This is a genomic window from Streptomyces sp. NPDC005483 (assembly GCF_040606035.1).
Classification (GTDB): Bacteria; Actinomycetota; Actinomycetes; order Streptomycetales; family Streptomycetaceae; genus Streptomyces.
This window is the reverse complement of the sequence record NZ_JBEXEA010000001.1, coordinates 614668-640652: the sequence shown is the minus strand read 5'-3', so window position 1 is coordinate 640652 and position 25985 is coordinate 614668. Positions and strand designations below refer to the sequence as shown.

At 68.0% G+C, this 25985-nt stretch carries 25 protein-coding genes and 1 pseudogene; 11 read left to right on the top strand and 15 right to left on the bottom strand.

Annotated features, from left to right (window positions below; genetic code table 11):
* Positions 1-24 precede the first annotated feature (24 nt).
* Together ABZT06_RS02930 and ABZT06_RS02925 are read right to left on the bottom strand one after the other, a co-directional pair.
* Complete coding sequence (locus ABZT06_RS02930) at positions 25-1374, bottom strand: aspartate aminotransferase family protein (RefSeq protein ID WP_355733855.1); 1350 nt, start codon at positions 1372-1374, stop codon at positions 25-27.
* Between the two features lie 680 nt (positions 1375-2054).
* Positions 2055-3332 carry an FAD-binding oxidoreductase gene (locus ABZT06_RS02925; RefSeq protein WP_355733852.1) on the bottom strand — a complete coding sequence of 426 codons (1278 nt, stop codon included), beginning with the start codon at positions 3330-3332 and terminating at the stop codon, positions 2055-2057.
* Positions 3333-3507: 175 nt separating this feature from the next.
* Here ABZT06_RS02925 and ABZT06_RS02920 point away from each other — a divergent pair, with 175 nt between their 5' ends.
* The 3 genes from ABZT06_RS02920 (at position 3508) to ABZT06_RS02910 (ending at position 6342) form a co-directional block, all read left to right on the top strand.
* Positions 3508-4590: a phosphotransferase gene (locus ABZT06_RS02920; protein WP_355733849.1), complete on the top strand. Its 1083-nt coding sequence runs from the start codon at positions 3508-3510 to the stop codon at positions 4588-4590.
* A 215-nt stretch (positions 4591-4805) separates the two neighbouring features.
* Positions 4806-5114, top strand: a complete 309-nt coding sequence (locus ABZT06_RS02915) for a hypothetical protein (RefSeq protein ID WP_355733846.1) — start codon at positions 4806-4808, stop codon at positions 5112-5114.
* A gap of 121 nt (positions 5115-5235) precedes the next feature.
* Entirely contained in the window at positions 5236-6342 is a 1107-nt protein-coding gene (locus ABZT06_RS02910) for an alanine racemase (RefSeq protein ID WP_355733844.1), read from the top strand.
* Between the two features lie 580 nt (positions 6343-6922).
* Here the strand turns inward: ABZT06_RS02910 and ABZT06_RS02905 are convergent.
* The 7 genes and pseudogenes from ABZT06_RS02905 to ABZT06_RS02875 form a co-directional block, all read right to left on the bottom strand.
* Positions 6923-7530, bottom strand: a pseudogene (locus ABZT06_RS02905) (TetR/AcrR family transcriptional regulator).
* A 61-nt stretch (positions 7531-7591) separates the two neighbouring features.
* Complete coding sequence (locus ABZT06_RS02900; protein WP_355733841.1) at positions 7592-9070, bottom strand: NAD-dependent succinate-semialdehyde dehydrogenase; 1479 nt, start codon at positions 9068-9070, stop codon at positions 7592-7594.
* A gap of 460 nt (positions 9071-9530) precedes the next feature.
* The gene (locus tag ABZT06_RS02895; RefSeq protein ID WP_355733839.1) at positions 9531-10298 is read right to left on the bottom strand and encodes an amino acid ABC transporter ATP-binding protein; all 768 of its coding nucleotides are present in this window, start codon (positions 10296-10298) and stop codon (positions 9531-9533) included.
* A complete protein-coding gene (locus tag ABZT06_RS02890) occupies positions 10295-11212 on the bottom strand; it encodes an amino acid ABC transporter permease (RefSeq protein ID WP_355733836.1) in 918 nt (305 codons plus the stop codon). Before ABZT06_RS02890 ends, ABZT06_RS02895 begins: the two co-directional genes overlap by 4 nt.
* Positions 11213-11258: 46 nt before the next feature.
* On the bottom strand, positions 11259-12215 hold the full coding sequence (locus tag ABZT06_RS02885) for an ABC transporter substrate-binding protein (protein ID WP_355733833.1): 957 nt from the start codon (positions 12213-12215) through the stop codon (positions 11259-11261).
* 198 nt (positions 12216-12413) lie between these two features.
* Positions 12414-13148, bottom strand: coding sequence for an SDR family NAD(P)-dependent oxidoreductase (locus ABZT06_RS02880; protein ID WP_355733830.1), 735 nt, complete (start codon positions 13146-13148; stop codon positions 12414-12416).
* A 720-nt stretch (positions 13149-13868) separates the two neighbouring features.
* Positions 13869-14168, bottom strand: a complete 300-nt coding sequence (locus ABZT06_RS02875; RefSeq protein ID WP_355733827.1) for a hypothetical protein — start codon at positions 14166-14168, stop codon at positions 13869-13871.
* Positions 14169-14303: 135 nt separating this feature from the next.
* Here ABZT06_RS02875 and ABZT06_RS02870 point away from each other — a divergent pair, with 135 nt between their 5' ends.
* Together ABZT06_RS02870 and ABZT06_RS02865 are read left to right on the top strand one after the other, a co-directional pair.
* On the top strand, positions 14304-14753 hold the full coding sequence (locus tag ABZT06_RS02870; protein WP_355733825.1) for a hypothetical protein: 450 nt from the start codon (positions 14304-14306) through the stop codon (positions 14751-14753).
* Positions 14754-15023: 270 nt separating this feature from the next.
* Positions 15024-15818 carry an IS5 family transposase gene (locus ABZT06_RS02865; protein ID WP_355733822.1) on the top strand — a complete coding sequence of 265 codons (795 nt, stop codon included), beginning with the start codon at positions 15024-15026 and terminating at the stop codon, positions 15816-15818.
* Here the strand turns inward: ABZT06_RS02865 and ABZT06_RS02860 are convergent.
* The gene (locus ABZT06_RS02860) at positions 15766-16314 is read right to left on the bottom strand and encodes a hypothetical protein (protein WP_355733819.1); all 549 of its coding nucleotides are present in this window, start codon (positions 16312-16314) and stop codon (positions 15766-15768) included. The genes ABZT06_RS02865 and ABZT06_RS02860 overlap by 53 nt on opposite strands.
* Before the next feature lie 230 nt (positions 16315-16544).
* Here ABZT06_RS02860 and ABZT06_RS02855 point away from each other — a divergent pair, with 230 nt between their 5' ends.
* On the top strand, positions 16545-17003 hold the full coding sequence (locus ABZT06_RS02855; protein ID WP_355733816.1) for an SMI1/KNR4 family protein: 459 nt from the start codon (positions 16545-16547) through the stop codon (positions 17001-17003).
* 146 nt (positions 17004-17149) lie between these two features.
* Here ABZT06_RS02855 and cas6e read toward each other — a convergent pair whose 3' ends face one another.
* On the bottom strand, positions 17150-17824 hold the full coding sequence (gene cas6e / locus ABZT06_RS02850; protein ID WP_355733814.1) for a type I-E CRISPR-associated protein Cas6/Cse3/CasE: 675 nt from the start codon (positions 17822-17824) through the stop codon (positions 17150-17152).
* A 130-nt stretch (positions 17825-17954) separates the two neighbouring features.
* Positions 17955-18644 carry a type I-E CRISPR-associated protein Cas5/CasD gene (gene cas5e / locus ABZT06_RS02845; RefSeq protein WP_355733811.1) on the bottom strand — a complete coding sequence of 230 codons (690 nt, stop codon included), beginning with the start codon at positions 18642-18644 and terminating at the stop codon, positions 17955-17957.
* 217 nt (positions 18645-18861) lie between these two features.
* Between cas5e and ABZT06_RS02840 the strand changes: the two genes are divergently transcribed.
* The gene (locus ABZT06_RS02840) at positions 18862-19164 is read left to right on the top strand and encodes a transposase (RefSeq protein ID WP_355734097.1); all 303 of its coding nucleotides are present in this window, start codon (positions 18862-18864) and stop codon (positions 19162-19164) included.
* Positions 19165-19784: 620 nt separating this feature from the next.
* Here the strand turns inward: ABZT06_RS02840 and ABZT06_RS02835 are convergent.
* Positions 19785-20750, bottom strand: coding sequence for a pirin family protein (locus ABZT06_RS02835; protein ID WP_355733809.1), 966 nt, complete (start codon positions 20748-20750; stop codon positions 19785-19787).
* 136 nt (positions 20751-20886) lie between these two features.
* Here ABZT06_RS02835 and ABZT06_RS02830 point away from each other — a divergent pair, with 136 nt between their 5' ends.
* Genes ABZT06_RS02830 through ABZT06_RS02820 form a run of 3 tightly spaced genes read left to right on the top strand, consistent with a single transcriptional unit; the run spans position 20887 to position 22221 of the window.
* Positions 20887-21369 carry a MarR family transcriptional regulator gene (locus tag ABZT06_RS02830; RefSeq protein ID WP_355733806.1) on the top strand — a complete coding sequence of 161 codons (483 nt, stop codon included), beginning with the start codon at positions 20887-20889 and terminating at the stop codon, positions 21367-21369.
* Entirely contained in the window at positions 21366-21824 is a 459-nt protein-coding gene (locus tag ABZT06_RS02825) for a MarR family winged helix-turn-helix transcriptional regulator (RefSeq protein ID WP_355733804.1), read from the top strand. Before ABZT06_RS02830 ends, ABZT06_RS02825 begins: the two co-directional genes overlap by 4 nt.
* A 55-nt stretch (positions 21825-21879) precedes the next feature.
* Complete coding sequence (locus tag ABZT06_RS02820; RefSeq protein ID WP_355733801.1) at positions 21880-22221, top strand: tetratricopeptide repeat protein; 342 nt, start codon at positions 21880-21882, stop codon at positions 22219-22221.
* Positions 22222-22273: 52 nt separating this feature from the next.
* Here the strand turns inward: ABZT06_RS02820 and ABZT06_RS02815 are convergent, their stop codons facing one another.
* Positions 22274-23668 (bottom strand): PepSY-associated TM helix domain-containing protein, encoded by a 1395-nt coding sequence (locus ABZT06_RS02815; protein WP_355733799.1) that lies wholly within the window; start codon positions 23666-23668, stop codon positions 22274-22276.
* Positions 23669-23786: 118 nt separating this feature from the next.
* On the opposite strand from ABZT06_RS02815, the gene ABZT06_RS02810 reads away from it, so the two are divergent.
* The gene (locus ABZT06_RS02810; protein WP_355733796.1) at positions 23787-24431 is read left to right on the top strand and encodes a peptide deformylase; all 645 of its coding nucleotides are present in this window, start codon (positions 23787-23789) and stop codon (positions 24429-24431) included.
* Here the strand turns inward: ABZT06_RS02810 and ABZT06_RS02805 are convergent.
* Complete coding sequence (locus ABZT06_RS02805; protein WP_355733793.1) at positions 24428-25867, bottom strand: NAD(P)/FAD-dependent oxidoreductase; 1440 nt, start codon at positions 25865-25867, stop codon at positions 24428-24430. The two genes, ABZT06_RS02810 and ABZT06_RS02805, sit on opposite strands and share 4 nt — an antisense overlap.
* Positions 25868-25985 lie beyond the last annotated feature (118 nt).

Here is a 25985-nt window from a genome sequence, read left to right as displayed (position 1 = left end):
TCCAGTTGCCGATCGGTCAGGCTGTCACAGGCGGTTTTTCGCGACCTCGGCGAAGGTCTCCAGGAATCGGGTCACATCGGCGGAGTCGAAGGCCAGCGGCGGGCGGATCTTCAGGGTGTTCGCCGACTTGCCCGTGCCGTTGATGAGGATCCGGCGATCGCGCATGTCGTTGATGAGGTCTTCGGTCAGCAGGCGGTCCGGCTCAAGAGTTTCGCGGTCCTTCACGATCTCCACGCCGACGTACAGACCGGCGCCGCGGACTTCGGCGACGTAAGGGGAGGCCTTGGTGATCTCCCGCAGTCCCGCGCGCAGGGCGTTGCCGCTTTCCAGGACGCGCTGCTGCACGTTCTCCCTCTCGAGCACGTCCAGCACCGCAGCGCCGGCCGCCACGGGGATCGAGCTGCCGCCGAAGGTGTTGAAGTAGCGGACGTTTCGTCCGAACTCCTCGCTGACCTCGGGGCGGAAGACCACACCCGAGATCGGCATTCCGTTACCCATCGGCTTGCCCATGGTGACGATGTCCGGCAGGACGCCGTGACGGGTGAAGCCCCACATCGACTCCCCGAGCCTGGCGAATCCGGACTGGACCTCGTCCGCGATGTAGACGCCGCCGGCCGCGTGCACCTCCTCCACCACGCCCGGCATGTAGTCGACGGGGTCGGTGAAGATACCGTCGCTGGTGTAGGCGCAGTCGGTGATCAGGGCGGCGAGCCGGTAGCCGTGGCGCTCCAGGTCGGCGATGGCGCCGCGTACCTGCTGCCGCATGTGCTCGGCGAGCGTGGTGCCCGGCGCGGCGAGGCGCGGGTCCGGCGGATCGATGAGCCGGACGTTCGGGCCCAGCGGTGATCCGGCGCCCAGGTGCGGCGAGAAGCTCGCCACCTCCCGAGTGATGCCGTGGTAGGCCCAGCGGGTGACGATGATGCCCTCGCCGCCCGTGTGGAACCTCGCCACCCGCACCGCCAGGTCGTTCGCCTCCGACCCGCTGCACGCGATGCTCAGCTTCGACAGCTCCTCGGGGAAGGTCGCGAGCAGCCGCTCCGCGTAGTCGACCAGGGCTTCCTGGACGTAGCGCGTGTTGGTGTTGACCGCCGTCATCTGGCGGGCGACGGCCTCGGCCACGTGGGGGTGGGCGTGTCCGACGCAGGGGACGTTGTTGTAGGCGTCGAGGTAGTCGTTGCCGTCACGGTCGATCAGGTGGGCCCCGTGACCGGAGACGAACTCGACCGGCTCCTTGTAGATAAGTGTGTAGCCAGGGCCCAGGACCTTGTTCCGGCGTTGGATGGTCTCTCGGAGGTGCTCGGGGAGCTCGCCCAGTACCCCGGGGTCGAACCGGTTGGGGTAGTGGGCTATCGCCCGACTCAGCGTCGAAGTCATCGGCAGGCACACCTTCAGTCTCGTTCCGGGGTTGCTCGCTGCATTGGCTCGAATCATTGTCGATTGTCGACGATAAGACCATTGTCGACAACTGTCAACAGGCCCGAACTTCCCTCAGGCCACTCTGCGGAACCCTCGAAAAGGGCCTGACCCACGCGCCGCGCGTGCACAGCGGACGGCACTGGCAGGAGAGAGCAGCGACATGAAGTTCACCCCCTACGGGCGCGACACCGCTCCCCAGGGTCCGGACTGACCCACGTCAGGTCGGCTCCCTCACGCCGGTGACCGACCGCCGGAGTTCGTCCCGCAGCGCGGCGCAGCGCCGTCGCTGACGCACTGCTCGATCACGGTCAGGCACGCAGACAGTCAGCGGCGGGCGATGGTGTTGGCGACTCGGCTGCCGTGATCCTGGCGCACGACGTGAAGGCAGACGTCGACGCCAGAGGCGGCTCCGGCCGAGGTAGCCCCGCAGCACCCTCGACCAGTGGTCGAGGGTGCTGCGGGAAGGCCACGGCCCACGCGCAGTAGAGGGCAGTCGAAGGCGTCGTAGCTGCAAGGAGCCCGTCGATCCCGGGCCGCTCTCCGCCCGTAGCGGGAGCGAGTAGGCGGGACGCACAACCAGTGATGCGAGGGGGCATCATACGTCCACCGCCCATCTGCACAGCATCTCTGTCGCACGCCTACTTGATGAGGTCCTTGAACTTGTAGTAACCGCCCGCGAAGGGTAGGAACCAGGGCGGGCCGAAGTGGCCCGGGATCCGCCGGAAGGGCAGATCGCGCCATGGGTTGGCGTCGAGGTTGCCGTTCATGTACTCGGCCATCTGCTGGCCCATGTGGGTGGCCATCTGCACGCCGTGGCCGGAGTAGCCGAGCGAGTAGAACAGCCCGTTCTGCTCGCCGGCGTGCACCATGCGGTCCATGCTCATGTCGACCAGGCCGCCCCAGCAGTAGTCGACGCGCGTGTTCGTGAGCTGCGGGAAGATCTCGGTCATCGCCTTGTGCAGGATGCGCCCGCTCTTCGCGTCCGACTGCTGGTCGGACATGGCGAACCGGGCGCGGCCGCCGAACAGCAGCCGGTGGTCCGGGGTGATCCGGAAGTAGTTCAGCAGGTTCAGGGTGTTCGACACCATCCGCCGGTTGGGCAGCAGTGTGTCGCAGACGTCCTTGCCCAGCGGTTCGGTGACGATGATGAAGCTGCCGACGGGCGCGATCCTGACCTGATGCCAGCGCAACGGCCTGCTGGTGTGACCGCTGGTCGCGACGAGCACCTGGTCGGCCCGGACGGTTCCGCGCGCAGTGACCAGCTTGTGGCGTGTGCCGTCGAGTCGGCTGATCTTCTCGACCGGTGCGTTCTCGTGAAGGGTGACGCCGATCCGCGCGGCGGCCTCGGCAAGCCCCTTGGTGAACTTGCCGACGTGCAGCCCGGCGCTCTTGGCGTCGACCATTCCGCCGTGGAAGCGGTCGGAGCCGATCTCGGAGTGGATCTCGCTCTGGGGGATCAGCCGGGTATCGATCCCGAGTCGGCCGGACATGATCTCGTGGGTCTTGCGCAGGCCTTCGACGTGGGCCGGTTTGGACGCCAGGACCAGCTTGCCCGTGCGGGCGAAGTCGCAGTCGATCCCCTCTTCGGCGACGAGCTTCTCGATCGTGTCGACCGCGTCGTGGTACGTCATCAGGTACGCCTTGGCGGTCTCGAATCCGTAGCGGGCAACCGCATGCCGGAACCCGATCGACAGGCCCGTGGTGGCCATGCCGCCGTTGCGGCCGGATGCGCCGAATCCGACCGTGTCCTTCTCGAAGACGTGCACGTTGGCGCCCTTGCGGGCCAGGTGCAGTGCCGTCGAGAGGCCGGTCAGGCCGGCACCGATGATCGCCACGTCGACATTCCCCCCGATCTCGGTCCGGGACCGGTCCGGACCCTGGGGAGCGGTGTCGAGCCAGTAGGGGGTGAACTTCATGTCGCTGCATCTCTCCTGCCAGTGCCGTCCGCTGTGCACGCGCGGCGCGTGGGTCAGGCCCTTCGAGGCTTCCGCAGAGTGAGGGAAGTTCGGGCCTGTTGACAGTTGTCGACAATACTCTTATCGTCGACAATCGACAAGCTGCAGGGCCTGGCTCCTTCGATAGGGACTGACCGTGAACACCTCACCAGCTAAGAACCATGCTCAGCGGCTCCTCGAGGAGAGCGGCCTGACGTCGTCCCACGAGCCCATCGACGTGCTGCTGGTGAGCATGCTCCTTGAGGAGCACTACCGCGTCACCGGGCGCTTGGGGCGACTGGCGACCGAGAAGGACGACACATTCAGACTCAGGACCGACTCGAGCAGCTACCTCGTGAAGGTCTCACCACCTGACGAGGTGGAGGCGGTTGTCGCCTTCCAGACCGCAGCGATGCGCTACCTCGAAACCGCCGCCGCGCACTTGCCCGTCCAGCGGGTGAAGCTGACCGCCGACGGAGACGACCATGTCACGATCAGGCTGAGCGACGGCAGGACGCGCATCCTGCGGGTGTTCGACTTCATCGAAGGCCAGGTCCTGGCCGATGCGAACCCGGATGCGGAGCGGCTCGCCAGGGCGGGCGAGATGCTGGGGCTGATCGACGTGGCGCTCAGGCCGTTCACGCACCCGGCGGACCGCCGAGGTCTGGCATGGGACATTCGGCATTTCCACCAGATGACCGAACTGGTCGAGCACACGCCGAGCCCCGAGCACCGTCAGTTGGCCCAAGCGGTCTTCCGGCTCTTCGACGAAAACGTCGTCCCGAGGCTGAGTGATCTCGAAACGCAGGTGATCCACGGTGACTTCAGCCCTTACAACATCGTGGTGGACCCAGAGAGGAGCGATCACTTCGTCACCGGTGTCATCGACTTCGGCGACACGGTGCGCAGTGCGGTGATCTTCGACCCCGCCGTTCCCATGGCGAACCTGCTCGGCAGGACGCCGGATCATCCCTGGCGGGACGCCTGCGCCTTCGCCGCGGGCTACCAACGAAAGCGCCCGATCCGGGCCTCGGAACTCCCGCTGCTCCCGGTTGCCGCGTTGGCGCGGCTCACACTGCGTGCGCTGATCACGAACTGGCGCGCGGAGCGCGCACCCGAACGGCGCGAGTACCTCCTCGATCACGCCAAGGACGACTGGATCAACATCGAGCGTTCCTTGACCGTGAATCTGGACGACGTCGTCGCGCATCTCAGTGAAGCCCGTCATGGGCGTTCCTGAAAAGCCAGTCCCGACCACGGCAGTTACTCGCAGGATGAAGACAGGAGCATCCTCATGGCCATTCCCTCCGGTTCCGGCCGGAATACGTTTCGTTCGAGTGCTACGGCACGATGAGTGCCATGCCGGGCTGTTCGATCACGCCGGAGTCCTCAGTCCAGAAGCTGCTGAGGCATCACCCTGGTGACCACGAGCCAGTGGCCGGCCGACATGGGGCTTTGATCGCAATCGCTGCCGGCTTCCGCCGGGCGGCAGCGATGACGTGGGAGGTCTCCGTTGCCGACAGCCTGCCACCTCTGTCCCTAGCCGTCGGCTGCCCGCGCCGAGACCCGCTCGCGCGCCGTACGGCGCTCAACGCGCTCGCCGCCGCTGTGCACTTCGGTGAGCAGGCGAACGTCGTCAATGCGGCCGGTGAACTGCTCATCGAGGCGTCGGCGAGAACGGACGGCAAGCTCGCACCGCGATCGGTGTCGGCGGACTACCGCTCAGGTCCGGTTGAGGTCCAGATGGTCCCCACCGCGGTGTAGGGCGAACACGACGCTGGTGTGGCGCGAGCGCGCGATGTCGCGGGCTGCGCACGTTCGGCATCCGAGGGATTCAGCACCCGCGCCCCTCGGTCATTTCAGGCAGAACCAACAAGGAGGCAGCGTGAACCGGCTTCAACGAGCACTCGACACCCTGGTCGAGCGAATCGACACTCCCGCGCCGATCGTGCTGGTCGACGTCATGCAGGACAACATCGACCGCATGCAGGGCTTCGCCGACCAGCACAACCTCGACGTCAGGCCGCACGTCAAGACACACAAGTGTGTGGAGATCGGGCGGCGCCAGGTCGCGGCCGGTGCGGTCGGGATCACCGCGGGCAATGTCGGTGAGGCCGAGGTCTTCGCCGCGGCCGGATTTGATGACATCTTCCTCGCCTATCCCGTCTGGCCCGCGGGAACGAAGGGCCCCCGGATCCGCCGGCTCGCCGAGTCCGCCCGGCTGCGGGTCGGCGTCGACAACGTCGCGGCGATCGAGGCCCTCGCCGACGCGATGGGAGACGAACCGGACCGGCTGCAGGTGGTGATCGAGGTCGACTGCGGCGCTCGTCGTTCCGGAGCGCCGCCCGAGCTCGCGGGCGACCTCGCGCTCGCCGCCCGCAAGCGCGGCCTCGTGCCGGTGGGTGTCTTCACCTATCCGGGTCACGGCAGTTCCGGCCGGGACGCTCGCGAGCGCGCCGCGCAGGACCAGGAGGCCGCGCTCACCACCGCGGTACGCAGCCTCGCCGGCGTCGGCATCACCGCAGCGGTGGTCAGCGCCGGTTCCACGCCCACCGTCGAGTTCTCCACCAGCAGCGTGATCACCGAGATCCGTCCCGGCGAGTACGTCTTCTGCGATTTGAACAACACCCGGCTCGGCGCCTGCACGGACGACCAGATCGCACTGTTCGTCGCTGCCACAGTGGTCAGCGACTGGGTCCCCGGCCAGCTGATCCTCGATTCGGGCACCAAGGCCCTCAGCCGCGAAGGCAGCCCCGAGCTCGGCTACGGAGGCGTCGCCGGCACGAGGGCCGTCCTATCCAAGCTCAACGAGTACCACGGATTCCTCCCGCTGCCGGACGGCGACTTCCGCCCCAGCGTGGGCACCGTCATCCCCGTGGTGCCGAACCACGTATGCCCGGTCGTCATCAATTTCGAGGAACTGATCGTCACCGACAGCACGGGCACGTCGCTGCAGCGGTGGCCGGTCGACGCCCGCGGATTCCTCAACTGACCGGCCGGGACGGCACCCCTGGCCGAGCCCGCAACCCGAGAGGCCTCCCCCTGCGTGTAAGGAATGTCCGGGAGCGCCCGGCAAGCCGAGTCCCACGCCGAGCACGGTCTCGCCTGCGGAGCGGGCACCGGGGCCGGGATGGGAGCCAGCGGCTCCGGCCGCGCACAGCAGGACCGTCCCGGACAGGCCCAGAGCGGCGCCGGTCATCCAGCGGCGCGTGAGGCGGCGCTCACCGAGGCAAGAGGGGCTGAGCCGATCGACACGACCGTGTCAGCGGCTACCCCCGGTCAGGCGCATGGAATAGAACTCCCGGGGATAGGCCCCCGCCGAAAGAGCCCCACCAGCACCGCGCCCTTGTGCGCACGCAGCCGAGGGCCCTCTCGGCGGATACGGGGGGCGGCGATGAGCGCCTGGAGCAGTCCGCCCAGGCCCATGCCACGGCCCCGGTCGCGAGCGGCCCCACCGCGGGGGCGAAGGTCGCGGCGGTGCCGGCGGTGCCGGCGGTGCCGCACAGTACGGACGCCGTCAGCACACATATTGCCCCCACGCCCGTCACCGGCCCTATGTCCGACGGCCCGCGTCACAGCCGGTCCAGCAGGCCGGCCGCCAGTGCCCCAGCGTGCTCCAGACGCGTCCCCGGCCCTCCAGGCCGGCCCGCGTCATCGCTCCTTCCAGCAGGAACGGCAGGTATTCCGCCATGGCCCCGGCTTCCTTGGGGGCCGCCCGGGCAGCAACTCCTCACGATGCCCGGCGAGCAGATCCTCGATCGCTTCCTTGCGCCGGCGCATCACGGCCCGCCCTTTCGCCACCGGACATGCAGCTCGGCGGCGGTGTTCAGCAGGCCGCAGCCCCGCAAACCGTGCTCGTAGGCGAAGGCCGCGTGATCGGCGTACGCGTCGAAGACCGCCATCACGCCGCCGCGACCCTCCTGCGTCCCTTCCAGTCGCCGCCGGTACAGGCTCAGCCACTCCTCGTGCCGCGCAGCGAGATGGGCCATCACCAGCCTGACCTTGGAGGAGAGGTCGTTGTACAGGCTCATCTTCGCCACGCCTGCCTCGTCGGTGATCTGTCGATCCCCGTCACCGCCACGCCGTCCGCGTAGAAGCGCCGGGCTGCGGCGGCGAGCAGCTTCTCGCGTGTTGTCCCCAACTGCCTGGGACGCTCCGCCGCCGTTCCGGTTTCGCTCATGCCCCTGCCTCTTATGGCCAGCCCCTGAGCAACGACAGCAGAGGGGCGGCCCCGACGTGTGTCAAGTGGTGGGTCGAAGTGCGAGGTTGTAGTAGCGGATCTCCTCGTATTCCTCGAGTCCTTCGCTGCTGCCCTCGCGTCCGAGGCCGGACTGCTTGATGCCGCCGAAGGGTGCGGCCGCGTTCGAGGGGACGCCCTGGTTGATGCCGACCAGGCCGGTGGCCAGTTGGTCGGCCACGTTGAAGGCGCGGTCGAGGTTCTCGGTGAAGACGTAGCCCGCCAGGCCGTGTTCGGTGTCGTTGGCGCGGGTTATGGCCTCGTCCTGGTGCGAGAAGCGCTGGATGGCGGCGACGGGCCCGAAGATCTCGCTGCGGGCGAGGTCGGCGTCAGCCGGTACGTGGTCCAGCAGCGTCGGTTCGAAGAAGGAGCCGGGGTGGCTCGGAGCCGAGCCGCCGGTGAGCAGATGAGCGCCACGGCGGGTGGCGTCTTCGACGAGGCCGGCGAGTTTCGTCACGGCGGTGCGGTCGATCACCGGGCCAAGCCCCACACCGGGAGCGAGTCCGTGGCCGACCTTCAAAGCGGCCAGCCGGTCGGTCAGAGCGTCGATGAACGCGTCGGCGATGCCGTCCTGGACGAAGATGCGGTTGGCGGCGATGCAGGACTGGCCGCCGTTGCGCATCTTGGCGGCGAACGCCCCGTCGACCGCACGGTCCAGGTCGGCGTCGTCGAAGACCAGCAGCGGGGCGTTGCCGCCCAGCTCCATGGAGCTCTTCAGCACGTTGTCGGCCGCGAGGCGCAAGAGGACCTTGCCGACTCCGGTGGAACCGGTGAAGGACACCTTGCGCACGCGGGGATCGGCCAGCACGGCGCTGCTGAAGGCGGGCGCTTCGGTGGTGGTCACGACCCGCACCAGGTCTTCGGGGACGCCGGCCGCGATGGCGAGCTGGACCGCGAAGATCGTGGTCAGGGGGGTGTTGGGCGCGGGTTTGATGACGACGGGGCAGCCGGCGGCCAGCGCCGGGGCTATCTTGCGGGTGGCCATGGCGAGCGGGAAGTTCCACGGGGTGATCAGGACCGACAACCCCACCGGTGCGCGCCGGGTGAACAATCGGGCCCCACCGGTGGGAGCGTCGCGGAGGTTCCCAGCGGGGCGTACGGCCTCCTCGGCGTACCAGCGGATGAAGTCCGCGCCGTAGGACACCTCGCCGCGAGCCTCGGCGAGCGGCTTGCCCATCTCGCGGGTGATGAGCAGGGCGATCATCTCCGCGTTGCCGAGGATCAGGTCGTACCACGCGAGCAGGATGTCGGCCCGGTGCCGGGCGGTGGTGGCGGCCCAGGAGCGGCCTGCTTCGTTGGCGCGGGCGACGGCGTCGAGGGCTTGGCGCGCGTCGAAGTCGGGGACCTGAGCGATCTGCTGGCCGGTGGCCGGATCGTGGACGTCGAAGGTGCGGGTCACGCCCGGCACGGCGAGATCGAGGTTGGCCAGAACCTTTTCTGAATCGGCGAGGGCGTTCGGTTCGGCGTCAGAGAGGGTGGGCATGATGGTCACTCGGCTTCCTGGGCGGAGAGGGTGGTGTCGATTGCGGCCACGAGCTGCCGCACCTCGTCGTCCGTGGCGATGAACGGCGGGCTGATCTGCACGGTGTTGCCGCGCCGGTCAGAGACGTGCGGCGGCGAAGCAGGTTACGGTGGAGCACGGAGTGGATCGGATCCTTCGCGCGAGTGCACCAACGCATGAGATGAGTGCGCCACATACGGAGCGATCCAGGCCCTTGGCTGAAGCCATTACCGGACTCGGCTACCAGGCCGACCCGGCCCCTGGGGCGGCCATTCGCATCCACATCGGCACGGTCGCCGCCCGCGGCCTGGACATGGACCACTGGTCACAGCATCGGCGTCACCCGGCCAAGGTCCACAAGCTCGCCGAAGGCAACGGCTTTGACCGGAGCAAAGGCCGGGTCGGTCGCGCTACCGAGCCGCTGCCGCAGGTCCGTGCCCTGCTACAGCACTCTTTCGAGGAAGGCCTGGGTGCGTTTCTCACGGGGGTTGCCCAGGACTTCGCGGGCGTCGCCGCGCTCGACTGCGATGCCTTCGTCCATGAAGAGGACTTCGTCGGCGACTTCGCGGGCGAAGCCCATCTCGTGGGTGACGAGCAGCATGGTCATTCCGTTGCCGGCGAGGTCGCGCATGACGGCGAGCACTTCACCCACGCGCTCGGGGTCCAGCGCGCTGGTGGGTTCGTCGAACAGCATGATGGTGGGTTCCATCGCCAGCGCGCGGGCGATGGCCACGCGCTGCTGCTGGCCGCCGGAGAGTTGAGCGGGGTACTTGTGGCCACAGCCCTTGAGGCCGACCTTGGCCAGCAGCTCTTGTGCCTGCTCCCGGCAGGTGGCGCGGTCCTTCTTCTGCACCAGCACCGGTCCGGACATGACGTTGCTTTCGGCGGTCATGTTGGGGAACAGGTTGAACTGCTGGAACACCATGCCGATGCGGGCACGTTGCTCGGCCAGCCGTTTCGGGCGGACGGCGTGGTAGGCGTCGTCCTTCTCGATGTAGCCGAAGTCCTCTCCGTTGACCCTGAGGACTCCGCGGTCGACGGCCTCCAGGCCGTTGATACAGCGCAGCAGGGTGGATTTGCCTGATCCGCTGGGCCCGATGATGCAGGAGATCTCTCCGGCCGCGACGGTCAGGTCGATGTCACGCAGGACCTGGTGACGTCCGAAGCTCTTGCACAGCTTGCGTGCGACGATCGTTCCGTCGGCGTTCACAGAAGGGACTCCCTCGTGGTGGGAACGGGCAGGCCGGCCCCGGGCTCGGCCGAGGTGGCGGCCGGGGTCAGCCGTGTCCTGGTCGAGCGGGAGAAGCGGCGTTCGATCATGGACTGCGGCACGCTCAGCACCAGCGTCATGATCAGGTACCAGAGGCTGGCCACGATCAGCAGCGGAATGGTCTGGTAGTTGCGGGCGTAGATCGACTGTGCGCTGTTCAGCAGGTCGGCGACGCCGAGCACGCTCACCAGCGAGGTCTCCTTGAGCATGCCGATCACTTGGTTGCCGGTGGCCGGGATGACCGCCGGCATGGTCTGCGGGATGATCACGTGCCGGAGCTTGGTGAACCCCGACATGCCCAGGGACTCCGCCGCCTCGTGCTGTCCGCGGCTGACCGAGGCGAACCCGCCGCGGATGATCTCGGACATGTAGGCGGCCTGGTTCAGCGTCAGCCCTACGACGGCCGCGGTCATCGGGGTCATGATCGCGTTCACGTTCACCGGTGTGGAGATGTCGGTGAACGGGATGCCGATCGAGAGGTGCGGGTACAGGGCTGCGATGTTGAACCAGAAGACCAGCTGCACGAGCACCGGGGTGCCGCGGAAGAAGGTGATGTAGAGCTGTGCGATCCCGGAGACGGGCCGCTGGTGCGACATGCGCATCACCGCCAGCACGAGCCCCAGCAGCGTGCCCAGGGCCATGCTCGCCACGGTCAGCAGCAGCGTGATCAGCAGGCCGTTGAGGATGGTCTCGGTGGTGAAGTAGCTGAACACCACCGGCCAGCGGTAGTTCTCGTTCGTCACCGCGGTCCACACCAGAGCGGCGACGACAGCGATCGCGACGGCCCAGGCGACGTAGTCGCGCGGACGTTTCGGCGTGATCCGCTTCTTTTCTTCGGCCAGTACGTGTGACACCGATGGGCTCCTGGTCGTCGTGGTCTCGATCACGTCCATCGGCCTGTCAGTCCTGGGGGACGGCCATGGCCGCGGTCTTGATCCCGAGGTCCTGGAAACCCCAGCGGCCAAGCGCCTCGGCGTACTTGGGGTCGTCGATGATGGACTGGAGGGCAGCCTGCACCGCGGGGGTCAGCGGCGAGTCCTTCTTCAGCGCGACGGCCACGGTCTTCGTGGCCACCAGGGGCTTGAGGACCTCGAATGTCTTCGGCTGCTGCGTGGCCGCCCACTGCAGCCCGGTGAAGTCGTACATCACCGCGTCGATCCGCTTGGAGACCAGCTGGGTCAGAGCGTCGTTCACGCTGGGCAGCGTCACCGCCTTGATGGCCGGCTTGCCCTTGCCCGTACAGTCCCGCTTCGACAGCTGGGGCAGCCACTGCAGTTCCGCGGTGCTGCCGGACTGGACAGCGACACTGTGCCCGCACAGCGTGTGCGTGGTCAGCTTCTGCGGATTGCCGTAGGGGACGGACACCCCGGTCCCGGCCTTGAAGTAGTCGACCATGTCGAGCACCTTCAGCCGGTCCTTGGTGGCGCCCATGGTGGAGGCGGTGAAGTCGTACCGGTCGGCCTGCAGTCCGGTGATGATGGTGTCGAACTTGATGTTGTTGATCTGCAGCTTCAGGCCGAGCTTGGCGGCGATCAGCCGGGCCATGTCCGGGTTGAACCCGATCGGGGTCTTGTTGTCCGATGCCATGAACGTGGTGGGCGGGCTGGTCAGGTCCATGGCCGCCGAGAGCGTGCCCTTGGCCTTCACCGCCGCGGGCAGCAGCTTCACCGCCTTCGCGTCCGGCTTCACGCCGACCGAGATGTCGTCGGTGTGCTCGGCCGACGAGCCGGACCCCCCACCCTGCGTCGTGCTCTTCGCCCCCACGTTCTGCCCGGTGCCGCTCGCCCCGCACGCGGCGAGCGCGAGGGCCAGGGCGGTCGTGACGATCGGGACGCTCAGGTTTCTGCTGACTCGCATGGGTCTGCTCCTTACTCAAAGGGAAAGGGCGCTGGGAGCGCTCAGATCCCGGATGGGTGGTGTTTCGAACTGGCTGGGAATGGTCAGGAAACCGTCGGACTGGGCGTTGGGTTCCGTGGGGTGTCGGATGGCATTCGCTCATCGCTTCGACTGGTCCCGCGGTTCACGGCCTTCACGTACGACAGAAGCGGGGGGTGCTCAGAAGGCGGTGTATCCGCCGTCAACGGGGAGAACTGCTCCGGTGATGTACGACGACTCTGATGTTGCGAAGAAGAGGACCGCGTCGGCTACCTCTTCAGGGGTGGCGAGGCGTTGCAGCGGGATTTGGTCCTCGCGCTCGCGGCGGTAGGCCTCGGGGTCGGGGCTGCGCTGGATCGCTGCTTCGATGATCGGGGTGGCGGTCAGGCCAGGAGCGACGACGTTGACGCGTATGTTGCGGGGGGCCCATTCGATCGCGGCGCCCTTGGCGAGCATGATGAGGCCTCCCTTGGCGGCGGAGTACAGGACTTCTCCGGGCTTGCCGACCATGCCGAGCCGTGAACTGACACAGACGAACGAGCCACCTTCGGATGGCATCAGCGGCGCGAAGTGCTTCATCACCAGGAACGCGCTGAGCAGGTTGCTGTCGAGCACATTCTTCGCGTCGTCTGCGGCCATCTCGGTGAGCGGACTACTGGCCTGCAGGCCGTGGTTGAGGACGACGACGTCGACGGTGCCGAAGGACTCGGCGGCCTGCTTGGCCAGGTCCTCGACGAACGCCTCGTCATTGAGGTCTCCAGGGACGTACAGGTCGTCGGGCTCATTGCTGCCGAGCCGATCCCTGCGACCGGTGAGCAGCAGCCGCGCGCCCTCACGGCGGAAGTGGGAACTCACCGCCTGCCCGATGCCACTGCTGGCGCCGGTCACCAGGGCCGCGACGTTCTTGAGTCTCATGTCAGGTACTCCTTCACGGGGGGCGGTCGAGTCGCGCTCGGCCAGGGGGAGTCGTCCCGGGGCCGGTCAGCCGAGGAATCCGCAGGCGTCGACCGGCCACCGCTGCCGCGACGTGCCCGCGCTGTCGGTGACGAGCACTCCTCGAATTCGGAGACGCCCGGGCATACGGTGTTTTTGCGCCAGCGGCACCACCCGCACCACGGTGGCGACGCTGAGGCGGAAGTCGCCGACCTGCCGCGGGAGGAGTCTTGTCCAGGAACGCCTGTTCCCGGGTCGAGGATGACCTGATCGGGCACCCAATCGCTGACCACGGTGGCAGTGACCTACAGCGCGACTCGTATGTATTTCGATCATCTCTGCCCGGCTCTCCTTCTAAGCAACAGGATGGGCGGAATGCCGCGTAGTGGCTCAAACTAACCGCCACATTGTCGTATGTCGACCATCGGACAACCGCCTTCGCTGCCGCGTGGTGGCTCAAGATAGTCGCCAGATAGTCGTTTGTCGACCATCTTGGCGGTCATCCCTACTGACCTGCGCTTGTTCTGCGAGCCGGGCGGCGGCACGGGGCCTGGATGGTATGACTTGGTGCGGTTGCCGGGGGGCCCGTTGAGTCGGCACGGAGCGCGGTGCCGACTGTTGCCGCCGGCCCGTCTCTCCGTGCCGCTTGCCGAACCCGGCGTACCCGTCTCCGAGTACCGGGCTCTCCACGGACTCTGCCGTTCAGACGTGGTTGAAACGGGTCCAGGGGTTGGGGATCGTGTTGCCGCTGTAGCGGTAACGGGTGACCGTCACCGCCTGGAGGTCAAACAGTTCGATCTCGCCTGCCGAGCGCTTTCGCCACCGCCCGTTGCGGTCGGTGAAGCGTCGGCGGACTTCCTTCCACTTCCAACGGTGCAGCGCCATCCACCAGCTACCCGGTGCCAGGTGAAGCTGGCCAGGGAGCTCAGAGCGGGCTTTGCGGACCGTGGGCTTGGAGTAGTTGGCCCAGCCGCGCATGATCTGGCTGAGAAGCCGTTTCAACCGATCTTGGAACGTGTGGATCGAACGGAGTTCCTGGTCGGATCTTTCGGCGGTACGCGCATGCAGCCAGGGGGCTTTGAGTTCAAGTCGGGGCTAGCCTGACGGGCCCTGCTCGCTCGATGGTGAGGAGAGCAAGTGCCCACTCTGATCAACGCAGTTGATGTCCGCCCGCGCGTGTACTACAGGACCATCCAGATCGGCCCAATCCTGTTCGAACAAGCACCGGCGGAGGACGACATTGTTCAGATCCCCGGAGAAGGCTGGAGCCTCACCTCTAGCGACAATGATTTTTACCCTTTGGTGCGTTTAGAGGTGTGGGACGGGCCCGCTCCTCAACCGTCAGGCTCTTGGGAGTACGAACGGGATTTCGATTCCCCGATGGCCGATCGACTCGCGGTGGTCGACTTGGGTGGCGTCTGCTACGGCGAAATCCCGCTGCAGCCGGGGCGCTATCACCTGCGTTTACTCTGCCGAGGGCGAGATCATGTTGAGGCTGCGCTGGCACTCGACCCCTTCCCTCCTGAAGGGCCGCATGAGGACCCCCTTGAGGTGTGGGTTGTTCAGATTTGGCCTACTGGTGAATGAGAAGCTGCGTTGCAGCCGATCTTGGAACGTGCGGATCGAACAGCGTTCCTGGTCGGGTGACCTTCCGGCGGTACGCGCATGAAGGCAGGGCCTCCTGGTAGCTCGGGGGTGCGACCCCATTCCGAGCGGTTCCCGGAGGCCCTGTTGTCGTTGTTGTACGCGCCCGAGCCCGCTGACTTCAACTCGCCCGCCGTGTCGTGCGATTGCCTCGCGCACGCGTACGGCAACGCGGCCGATCATCCTGATCGGGTTCGCCGGTATCCGTCGGACATGACGGACGCGGAGTGGGCGGCCACCCGGCCGTTGTTGCCGGTGCCGGCCTGGCTTCAAGGGCGGGGCGGGCGGCCCGAGGGCTACTGCCATCGGCAGCTGCTGGACGCGGTCCGTTACCTGGTCGCGGGCGGAATCTCCTGGCGGGCGCTGCCCGCGGATTTCCCCGGCTGGGGCCGGGTCTACGCATTCTTCCGCCGGTGGCGCGAGTACGGGTTGATCACCGAGTTCCACGACCGGCTGCGCGGGAAGGTCCGTGAACGCGAGGGCCGCGAGGCTGAGCCCACGGCGGGGATCATCGACGCGCAGTCGGTGCGGGCCGCCGCGACGGTGCCGGCCGCCTCACGCGGCTACGACGGCGGGAAGAAGGTGCCGGGCCGCAAACGGCACATCGTGACCGACTGCCTCGGTCTGCTCCTGGTCGTCGCAGTCACCGCTGCGAACATCGGCGACCGGGACGCCGCGGTGGGCCTGCTGACCCGGTTGCGCCGTCTGCACCGTGACATCACCCTCGTCTGGGCCGACGGCGGCTACACCGGCTCCCTCGTCGGCTGGTGCCGGGACAAACTCGCTCTGACGTTGGAGATCGTCAAGCGCACCAACGACATGACGGGGTTCGTGGTGCTGCCGAGGCGGTGGGTGGCAGAGCGCACGTTCGCGTGGTTGATGAACTCCCGCCGTCTGGCCCGGGACTACGAGACCCTGCCCGCCACCAGTGAGGCGATGATCCGATGGTCGATGGTCATGCGGATGAGCCGACGTCTGGCGCGGCCATGGGCCGCCGGCCGGCGCTGAATGCCCCCGACACCTCCTGGAGGAGCCACCCGCGCTCCGCCAGGCGCCGGGCTTTCGACCGCAGTCCCTCGACCTTCGCCGGCGTCGCCCCAAGGCCCAGCTCCACCGCGATCGCCTTGGCCCGAAGCGGCCCGTGACCCGTGGATCCCTGCTGTTCCAGTACGCCGAGAATCCGCTGATAGTCCGGCGTCAGAACCGTCACCGGCAGCCCTTCCCGCCAAGGCGGCACCGTCGAACCCGGCACCGGCGCGAGCGACGGCGCCGACTCCTCCGCCGCGGTCGTGGTCACGGCAGTGGACTCCGCCGCAGAGACTGCCAGGGCCTCGACCAGTTCTTCCCGCGCGATCACCCGCCGGTCCAGCTCGATCTCCGCGGCCTCCAACACCTCAGCCAGCCGCGCGACTTCCTCCCGCAAACCCTCCACCCGCACACGGGCAGCCGCCTCCCGCTCCTCCAGCATTCCCAGCACCGACGCCACCGCGCACCCCTCGACCATGAAGCGGACACAAGACGTCGCTATGCCTCCCTCACCCGCGCGAAACCATGCCTGACCAGCAGGAATCAAGGGTTCACGTTCGGTTGAGATACGGCTTCTGACACTGGAACCGCTGGGCACCCCACGGACGTCCGTGGCGCATGCCATGATCCGGCCTCATGAGTGACCGATCGCTTTCGCCTGCCTGGCTGGTCTCGTGGACAGACAGAGTTTCCGGGACTCTCACGGCCATGACAGGCGAGTTCGAGCATCGGCACGGCTTCCCCCCTGGGATCAACCAGGTCCGGTCGGCCGACCACGACGATCAAGCCGCGGCTCGCACGCTCGCCCAAATCACCCCTACACCAGCTGACCTGGTCACCTTCTACGAGAGTATCGGTGATGTCACCTGGGCGGACGTCGGCAACGGCTACTTCCTCGATCCGGCCGGTGACGTCCTGCTGCAGCTCCAGGAGTACGGCGTTGTCTACGTCGGCACGGGCCCAAAGACCCACGGCCTGGTCATCGGCTCAAACGGTGGCGGCCTGATCTATGTCGCGGGGCCCGATGCGGCCGTTTACCGAACGCGGACGGCGTCGCTGGACGAACCGGAGTTTGACAAGGTGGCCGATGACCTGCGGCAGTTTCTGGAGCTGCTGGAGCGCTCCCTGACGAGGTTCAACGCCGATGGCGACCCGGGATACCTGTAAGCGCAGGCCCCAGTGCCCATTCTGTTAGCCGCTGTAATGCAGAGAGGGCTGGGACCCCCGTGTAGGCCGTGTCTGTGGCCGCGTTTCATAGCTTCGCCAGACGAGAATTGGCGAGCGTACACAATGATTGTGGCAATCCCTCTGTATCACGGCGCATTCCTTGCTGGGGCGATGCTGAGGAGGCCGCAGCCGTATGCCTTGCCGCGGCCGATGCCTTCCGTGATTTTTTGGCGGAGGAGGTCGGGGTTGGTGATGGTGGCGGTGCCGTCGAAGCGAATGCGCTTGTGGCGGATGTGCTGTTTGTCGTTTGTGCCGTTGGGAGTTCGTACGGCTCGTGCTGCTTCAAGGGTGTGAGAGTGGTTCGAGAGCGGTTTGAGTCCGGCGTTGTCGGCCTGCCGTGTCCACCATTCGTCAGCGTCATCGCCGACGAGCGGTACGGCGGCCGGGAGGTTGTAGCGGGCGCGAGTGGTGGCGTCGGGTTTGCGGACGGGGCTGGCGGTGCACCGGTAGCGGACGGTCAGGCCAGTCCTGAGAGCTTCAAGGAGGGGATCGAGAGGGCGGGTGAGAGCTGTGCCGTATCCGTCGGGGAGGCGGGCGAGGTCAGGTTCGTGGCTGCTCTGCAGGAGAATGTGTTGGCCATCCGAGGTGTCCTCAAGTCGAAAGAGCACGCCGAATTGAGCACGTGGGTCGGGTCCTGCGTTATTGGGATAGAGGGTCATGAGACGGCGGTGCAGGCCCATCGCGGCGTTAACTCCCTGGAGGTCGCGCCGGGCCTCACGACTGTGCAGGTCGGGGACGATGCGGGTGAGCCAGAGTGTCATGCTGCCAGTCTTTCGATTGTGGTCCGCGCGTCGTGGGGATACTGATCCGGGCTGGTTGCCGGCTTGCTGAGGAATCTCGCCCGGTTGCGGTGGATCTGGCCGACTACCTCAAGGACCGAAAATGCGGACGTCATGGAGCCAAGCTGTCGTGATGATCCAGCATTGCGCTGGTGAGAGGGACGTGGCTGATCTGTACCGCGCGGGGCGCGTACCGTCGGTCCTGCTCGCTAAAGGTAATTGGATGGTCGTAGCGCAGTTCGACGTCCAGCATGCTGGGGTCGGCATCCACCACGGTGCGCAGCCACGTCGCGGCCTCGTTCTCGGCTTCTGCCTGCGCGCGGCGTCTGGCCTTCATCGGTGATAGCTGGAGGCTCCCGGTGTCCGCTGCTGACGATCGGCCGAGCGGGTACGAATGCTTTGCGTCCGAAGTACAACGGCCAGCGCGGATGCAGAAGGGCGTGGTGCAAGCGGCGAAGGACTTCGTCGTCGGGTGATTCGAGGGCCCAAGGAAGAGGGCGTGGGCTAGGTCGTACCGCTCGGTGACTACCGTCCGGTGGTTCTTCCCCTCGGTGTTGGGCACGTTCTGCACGGTGTGGAAGTCTTGTTCGACGATTCCTTCCCGGTCGACGCGAACTCCCATACGCAACTGGGCAAGCTCGGAGATGGATCGTTCGTCATCACGAGACACTCCGAGGGCCGCCGCTAGGAGGCCCACCACGCCCGACTTTGTGGGTTCGGTTCCCGTGTCGCGTCTGGCAAATTTTGACCGTGTTCCCCAGGACTGCATGGGTGCGTCAAAGCGCATGAGCAGGGTGGGCACGCTTGTGTCAGCCCTTCGTCGCGGTGAGCAGCCGTGATACGAAGTCGTCGAGGTTCGAGGCGATCTCGTCGTCGGGGAAGTCGCCGGGGTTTCCGTCGATCGAGGCGAAGGCGGTGTGGTGGATCTGGCTGGCGCTGTAGAAGCTGCGGATCTGCTGGTAGTGGTTAGCTAGCCGTCGAGTGGATTTCTGACCGCAGCCAAGATCCTTGGCAGGTTGGTGGACGTGCGCCGGTTCGCCACCGCAGCCGCATTCGCTGCCTATTGCGGCACTGCACCAAGAGAGGTGTCCTCCGGAGACAGGTCCCGGCATCGCTTGTCGCGTGCCGGAGACCGCCAGCTCAACTACGCGAGCCAGGTCATGGCCGTCACTCAGCGACGAATTCAACCACCTGCCCAGGCCTACTACGAACGCAAGCGCCTAGAAGGCAAGAGCCGGAAGGAAGCAATGCGATGCCTCAAACGCCGCCTGACTGATGTAATGCACGACTGCCGAAGCACGGAGGTTGCCCGAGCCGCTTGACACAGAGAGGTGCCGGTTGATGCATCGTTCGACGGTGTTGCCATGTCGTACCGCAAGCCTCGCACGCCAACATCACAGATCACAGACCAAGATCCGGACCAGGTGCGGACCAAGTCGGCTGAGCAGCAGATGATTCCACCCTTTGTCGCAGGTCGGAGGCGACGATGAGCGCGTACCGCCAACAGACCAAGAACCTGCTGGCGCACAACATCCAAAGCAGGCACCAAGGACTACCAAGCCAAGGCATCTTCGGTCTCGCGTCTTGTCAGGACCCGCCAATCGCGAGACGCCCGGGCTCCACCGCCGATCGGACCAACCGTCAGCACCCCCAAGAGACCCTCGATGCGCCAGCCCTGAGATGGCAACTCACGACACCATGCGCCACCGAAGTCCGCCCACCAGCTACAGCCAGCGGTTGACGCACCGTCAGGAAAGTCAGCAAAAGTCAGCAAGCGGACTGCCACAGCCGCCCACACAGGGCCACACCTTGGAATCGACGCCGTGCCTGCATCGAGCTCCTCAAGCTCCGACGCTCACACCACTTCCATAGCGGCCCAGGCACGCAGACGGAAGTCCGCCCACCACTGCCCCAGGCAGGCCCGTTGGCGCATCTCAGCAGGTCAGCGTACTCTTCCCCGCGGCTTCAACGCCACCGGCGGCAGATCGGGAGCTGGCAGCGGCGCCCCCTCGTACCCCTTCACCTCGCCGAATCGCGCCCCTGTCATCCAGTCCTTACGAGCCTGTACGATCTCCTCCTGGGACCGCCCGATCCAGTTCCAGAACATGACCAGTTCCTCCTCGAACGGCTCGCCGCCCAGGAGCATCAGGCCCGCGTCCGACTCGGCGCGCAGCGGGAGTTCGGTTCGGCCGCAGCCGAGGTACAGCATCGAGCCCGGCAGCACCGGCACCCCGTCCACGTGGGCCTCGCCGGACATGGACAGGACGGCGTACTCGAAGTCGGGTTCCAGCGGCAGGCGTACGTCCGTGCCGCGGGCGAGGGTCAGGTCGGCGCCGACGATGGGGGTGTACGCGGTTCCGGGTGAGCGCGTGCCGTCGAGGTCGCCCAGGATGAGCGTGGCCGTCAGGCCCGGCGCCGTGATCTGCGGCAGCCCGGTGTGGTGCTCGAAGTGCGGGGCGGCGTGGCGGTGCCCGTCCGGGAGGGCGACCCAGAGCTGGGCGCCGTGCAGGTAGCGGGCGTGGGACTTCGGGCTCTCCTCGGAGTGGCTGATCGCACGGCCGGAGGTCATCAGGCCCAGCTCACGGGGCCGGATGGTCTGGAGGCTGCCGGTGGAGTCGCGGTGCAGCACCTCGCCCTGGTGCAGCCAGCTCACCGTCTGCAGTCCCATGTGCGGGTGCGGGGGCACCTGCATGCCCGGCTCGTCGGCGATGTCGTCGGGACCGTAGTGATCGACGAAACACCAGGCGCCGACCATGCGGCGGCCCAGGTTGGGCAGCAGCCTGCGCACCTCGCTGGACTCGCCGAGCTTGACGCGGCGGGGGCTGAGGAGTTCGCGCACGGGTTCCGCCACCACGAAGCCGCGGCCGCCGCACAGGGCGGGGACCGCCTGGCGATCAAGATTGCTCATGGCGCCCAACCTAGCCCCGTGAAGCGTTTCCCGTCAGGCCCTCCCCCCGGGGCTCGGTGACAGGTGCGCGCGAGGCGGGCTGCCACAGCTCCGAAAATAGTAGCCATGGATATAGTAGCCATGTACTGTATCGAGCATGAGTACGGCATCCGAGGGCGCGACGCCCGGTTTCCTGGTCTGGCGACTGTCGATGAAATGGCGGGTCGCGGTCGACCGCGCGGTGGCACCGCTCGGCCTGACGCACGCCCAGTACTCGCTGGTGGCCTCGCTGTACGGCATGCAGCGCGGCGGCGAACGCCCCAGCCAGCGACGCCTCGCCGACCGGACCGGGCTCGAACCGCTCTACGTCTCCAAGCTGGCGCGCTCCCTGGAAAGCGCCGGGCTCCTGGAGCGCACCCGCGACCCGCGCGACCCGCGCGCGGTGCAACTGGCGCTCACCGAGGAGGGCCGCGAGCGGACCCGGCAGGCCATCGAGGTCGTCCAGGGCCTGCTGGAGCAACTGCTGGCACCGCTCGGAGGCCTGGACAGCGCACGCACGCGGCAGTTCGAGCGTGAACTGACGACCCTGCTCGACGCACCTCTCGACCCGACGAACGAGAACCTCAAGGAGCAGCCATGACCACCACCACTCCCGCCACCCTTCCCGTCCTCAACCCCCGCGTCATAGCCCTGGCCCACTACGCCGCCCGCGCGCTTCTCGAGAACGTCCTGGCCCGCCACGGCGCGACCTTCCAGCAGTCCGTCACCCTGCGGCTGGCCGCCGTCGCGGAGGGACCGGTCGAGCGGGACCGCATCGTCGGGGATCTCGTCGGCGCCCTGAAGATCGACGAGAAGGAGGCGCACTCCGTGGTCGACGAGCTGATCTCCGCGGGGCTGCTGACTCGCCATGAGTCGTCCCAGGTGCGGATCACGGCCGCCGGACGGGCGCTGTTCGAGACGACGTCCGCCGAGACCGCTCCCCTCACCGCCCGGGTCTACGCCGGCATCCCCGCCGAGGATCTGGCGGTCGCCGGACGCGTGCTGAGCCTCATCACCGAGCGGGCCGACGACGAGCTCGCCGCCCTGACCAAGTAGTGGAATATTGAACCACCTGCTTCCGTTGTCGACCTCGAAGTCGAAGGAGGCACCAGTGGAGACCACGTACTACGACCACGGGACACCGGCGGAGCGCTGGGAGCGCGCGCGGATGTTCTTCGACGCCAAGGAGTACGACACCGCGGCGCGGGTCCTGGACGGACTGGTCGAGGAGGTTCCGGAGCAGACCGGGCCGCGGCTGCTGCTGGCGCGCGCCTACTACCACTCGGCCCAACTGCGGCGCGCGGAGACCGAGTTGCGGGTGATCGTCGACCGGGATCCGGTCGAGCAGTACGCCCGGCTGATGCTCGGCCGCACCCTCCAGCGACAGGGGCGGCACGCCGAGGCCGAGCCGCACCTGCGCCTCGCCTCGGCGCTGTCGGGCGACTTCGAATAGCTCTCGACATCAGGTGGGTCCGGTTCCGCAGGGAACCGGGCCCACCTGCGTCTCAGACCGTCGCGCTCTTCTTCTCCCGCCGGTGCGCAATCTCGCCGAGGATCACGTCCGCGACGATGAAGCCGGCCAGCGGTATGCCCAGCAGCGGCACGAAGTAGCCGAGGACGGCGACGACCACCACGCTGGGCACCAGGATCTGCGGCGGCACCTGCTGCCAGGCGCCGCGCGGAATGGGCCGGCCGAAGGCGGAGCCCCGGCCGCGCTGCCACCACATGCGGTAGCCCCACACGATCAGCAGCACCAGCGACAGCGCGAGGAGCATCAGGGCGATCTGGTTGACCAGCCCGAACAGGACGTCGGTGTGCAGGTCGATGCCCCAGCGGGTCAGCTTGGCGAGCAGCGGGTAGTCCGCGAAGCGCAGCGTGTCGGTGACCTCGCCGCTGGTCGGGTCGACGGCGACCGAGTCCTGCTTCTCGGGCCAGCTGCGCTGCACCTGCCGTACGACGTAGGCCGACGACTCGTCGGCGGGCGGCACGATCTCGACGGGGTCGCCGAGTCCTTCGGCACGGGCGGCGGCCAGCACCTTGTCGAGGCCGACCCCGTGCTCGGCGTTCCCGGCCGAGGCGGACGCACCGTGGCCCGCGTGGTCGCCGCCCGCGGCCGCGGAGACCGAGGGCGTGGACTGGCCCAGCGAGGTGCGCAGTTCGTCGATGTTGGCGCCTGCGTACGTCGACCAGGTCAGTCCGGTCGCCGACAGGAAGAAGAAGCCCGCGGCGGCCCAGACGCCGACGCTGCCGTGCAGTCCCAGGGTGCGGCGCCGTCCGCTGGTGCCGCGGACCTTGCGCAGGGCACGGCGGCGGGAGAACCACAGCACGATGCCGCCGCCCGCGATCACCCACAGCCAGCTCGCGGCGAACTCGCTGTAGAGACGGCCGTTCTCGCCGAGGTGGAGGTCGCGGTGGAACTCGTCGATCCAGGTGCGCAGCGGCAGCGCGCCCGTCGAGCCGTACTGCTCCAGCGCGCCGCGGACCTTGCCGGTGTACGGGTCGACGAACACGGCGAGCGTGTGGTCCGGGTCGACTCCCTTCACGCCGGACAGCAGCACCCTGGTCGTCGCGTCGGCCGCGGGCGAGGGGCGTATCGCCGAGACGGTGCCCTCGGGGTGCGCCTTGCGGGCGGCGTCCACCTGGTCGGAGAGGGGCAACCTGCTGTCCCCGACGGCGGCGACGGTCATCTCGTCCCGGTAGACGATCTTCTCGGCCTGGAACGCCCCGGCGTACAGGAAACCGGTGACGGCCGCGATGAGGAGAAACGGCGCGACGAACACGCCGGCGTAGAAGTGCAGACGCAGCACGAGCGGGCGCAGCGGCGCCCATCTGCTGGGGGCGGGCGCCGGAGCGGCCGGCCCGGGGGCCTCGTCCGTGGTCGTCGAGGGGGCGATGGACATCGGCGGCTTCTCCGAGGGCTGGGGACGGTAGCGGTCCAGTAGTCGGAGGAAGGGGGCCTCGAGTTCCCGGGCTTTCAAGTGACCTGCAGCACAAGGCACTCCGTGACATCCTGGCGCGATGGCAACTCCGAGTCACCGCGCGCCCCTTGCCGAGCTGGTCGAGGAACTCCTGGCCACGGACGGCCCGCTGCCGATCGTGGCGGCAGGCGAACCGGTCCTCAGGCGCGGCACCGAGCGCTACGACGGCCAGCTCGACCCCGCACTCCTGTCCCGTTTCGTCGCGGCCCTGCGCGTCACCATGCACGCGGCGCCCGGCGTGGGGCTGGCCGCCCCGCAGGTGGGGGTGCCGCTGCGGATCGCGGTCATCGAGGACCCGGCGCCCGTACCGGAGGAGATCCGGCTGACGCGCGGGCGGGTGCCGCTGCCGTTCCGGGTCCTGGTCAATCCGTCGTACGCCGCGGTCGGCACCGAACGGGTCGCGTTCTTCGAGGGCTGTCTGAGTGTGCCGGGGTGGCAGGCCGTGGTGGCACGGCCCGCCGAGGTGCGGCTGACGTGTGAGGACGAGGACGGGCGCCCGGTCGACGAGGTGTTCGGCGGCTGGCCCGCGCGGATCGTCCAGCACGAGACGGACCACCTCGACGGCATGCTCTACCTCGACCGCGCCGAGCTGCGCTCGCTCTCCTCCAACCAGGCGGTGGCAGAACGCTGGACGCAGCCGACGCCGGAGCAGGCGGCCGCGTCCCTCGGCTTCGAGCTGCCCTAGTTGTCCCGGTACGCCTCAAGGAGCCGCAGCCACACCTCGCTGATCGTCGGGTACGCGGGGACCGCGTGCCACAGCCTGCTGATCGGGACCTGCCCGGCGACCGCGATCGTGGCGGAGTGGATCAGTTCGCCGACGCCGAGGCCGACGAAGGTGACGCCGAGGAGGATCTCGCGCTCCAGGTCGACGACCATGCGGGCGCGGCCGCGGTAACCGTCGCCGTAGAGGCCGGCGCCCGACACCGAGGCGAGGTCGTAGTCGACCGCGCGGACGCGGTGGCCCGCCTGTTCGGCCTCCGCGAGGGAGAGGCCGACGGCGGCGGCCTCCGGGTCGGTGAAGACGACCTGGGGCACGGCGTCGTGGTCGGCCGTCGCGGCGTGGGCACCCCACGGGTCCTCCTGGACCGGGGCCCCGGAGGCGCGGGCGGCGATGGCGGCGCCCGCGATGCGGGCCTGGTACTTGCCCTGGTGGGTGAGGAGCGCGCGGTGGTTGACGTCGCCGACGGCGTAGAGCCAGTCGCTGCCGGTGACACGGAGGCTGTCGTCGACCTCCAGCCAGCTGCCGGGCTCACGGCCGATCGTGTCGAGGCCGAGGTCGTCGGTGTGCGGGGCGCGTCCGGTGGCGAAGAGGATCTCGTCGGCCTCGATGCGGTCGCCGGTGCCGGTGCCGACCACGACCGTGCCGTTCTCGCGGGTGACCGACTCGACCGAGGTGCCGGTGCGGACGTCGACGCCCGCCTCGGTGAGCGCCTCGGCGACCAGCTCGCCCGCGAAGGGCTCCATGCGGTTGAGCAGGCCCTTGCCGCGCACGAGGAGCGTGACCTGTGAGCCGAGGGCCTGCCAGGCCGTGGCCATCTCGGTGGCGACGACTCCCCCGCCGACCACGACGAGCCGTCCGGGTGCCGACTTCGCGCTGGTCGCCTCGCGGCTGGTCCAGGGCCTGACCTCGTCGAGGCCCGGCAGGTCGGGCAGCACGGCCCGGGTGCCGGTGCAGACGGCCACGGCGTGCCGGGCGGTCAGCACCTTCTGTACGCCGTCGGGGCCGGTGACCGTCACCGTGCGCTCCCCGCTGAGGCGGCCGTGGCCGCGGTGGAGGTCGGCGCCGATGCTCTCCAGCCAGCCGACCTGGCCGTCGTCCTTCCAGTTCGAGGTGAACCAGTCCCGGCGTGCGAGGACCGCGGCCGCGTCGAGGGGGCCCTGCACCGAGGCGCTCAGACCGGGCAGGCGGCGTGCGTCCGCCTGGGCGATCACCGGCCGCAGCAGGGCCTTGCTGGGCATACAGGCCCAGTAGGAGCACTCCCCGCCGACCAGTTCGCTCTCCACGACCGCGGTGGAGAGGCCGGCCGCGCGGGTGCGGTCGGCCACGTTCTCCCCCACGGGCCCGGCACCGAGCACCACGACGTCGTAGGTGCTGTTCGCGATGTTTTCCGTTTCCGTCATGGGCCCAGTCTGGTGGGTGGTGTGCGCTCGGGCCACCAGGGGTACGCGCGCCGGATACCGAGTGGTGACCGCTGTGGAATACCCGGCCGGGCGGCCGTGTTGTGCCGACGGCTTCGCT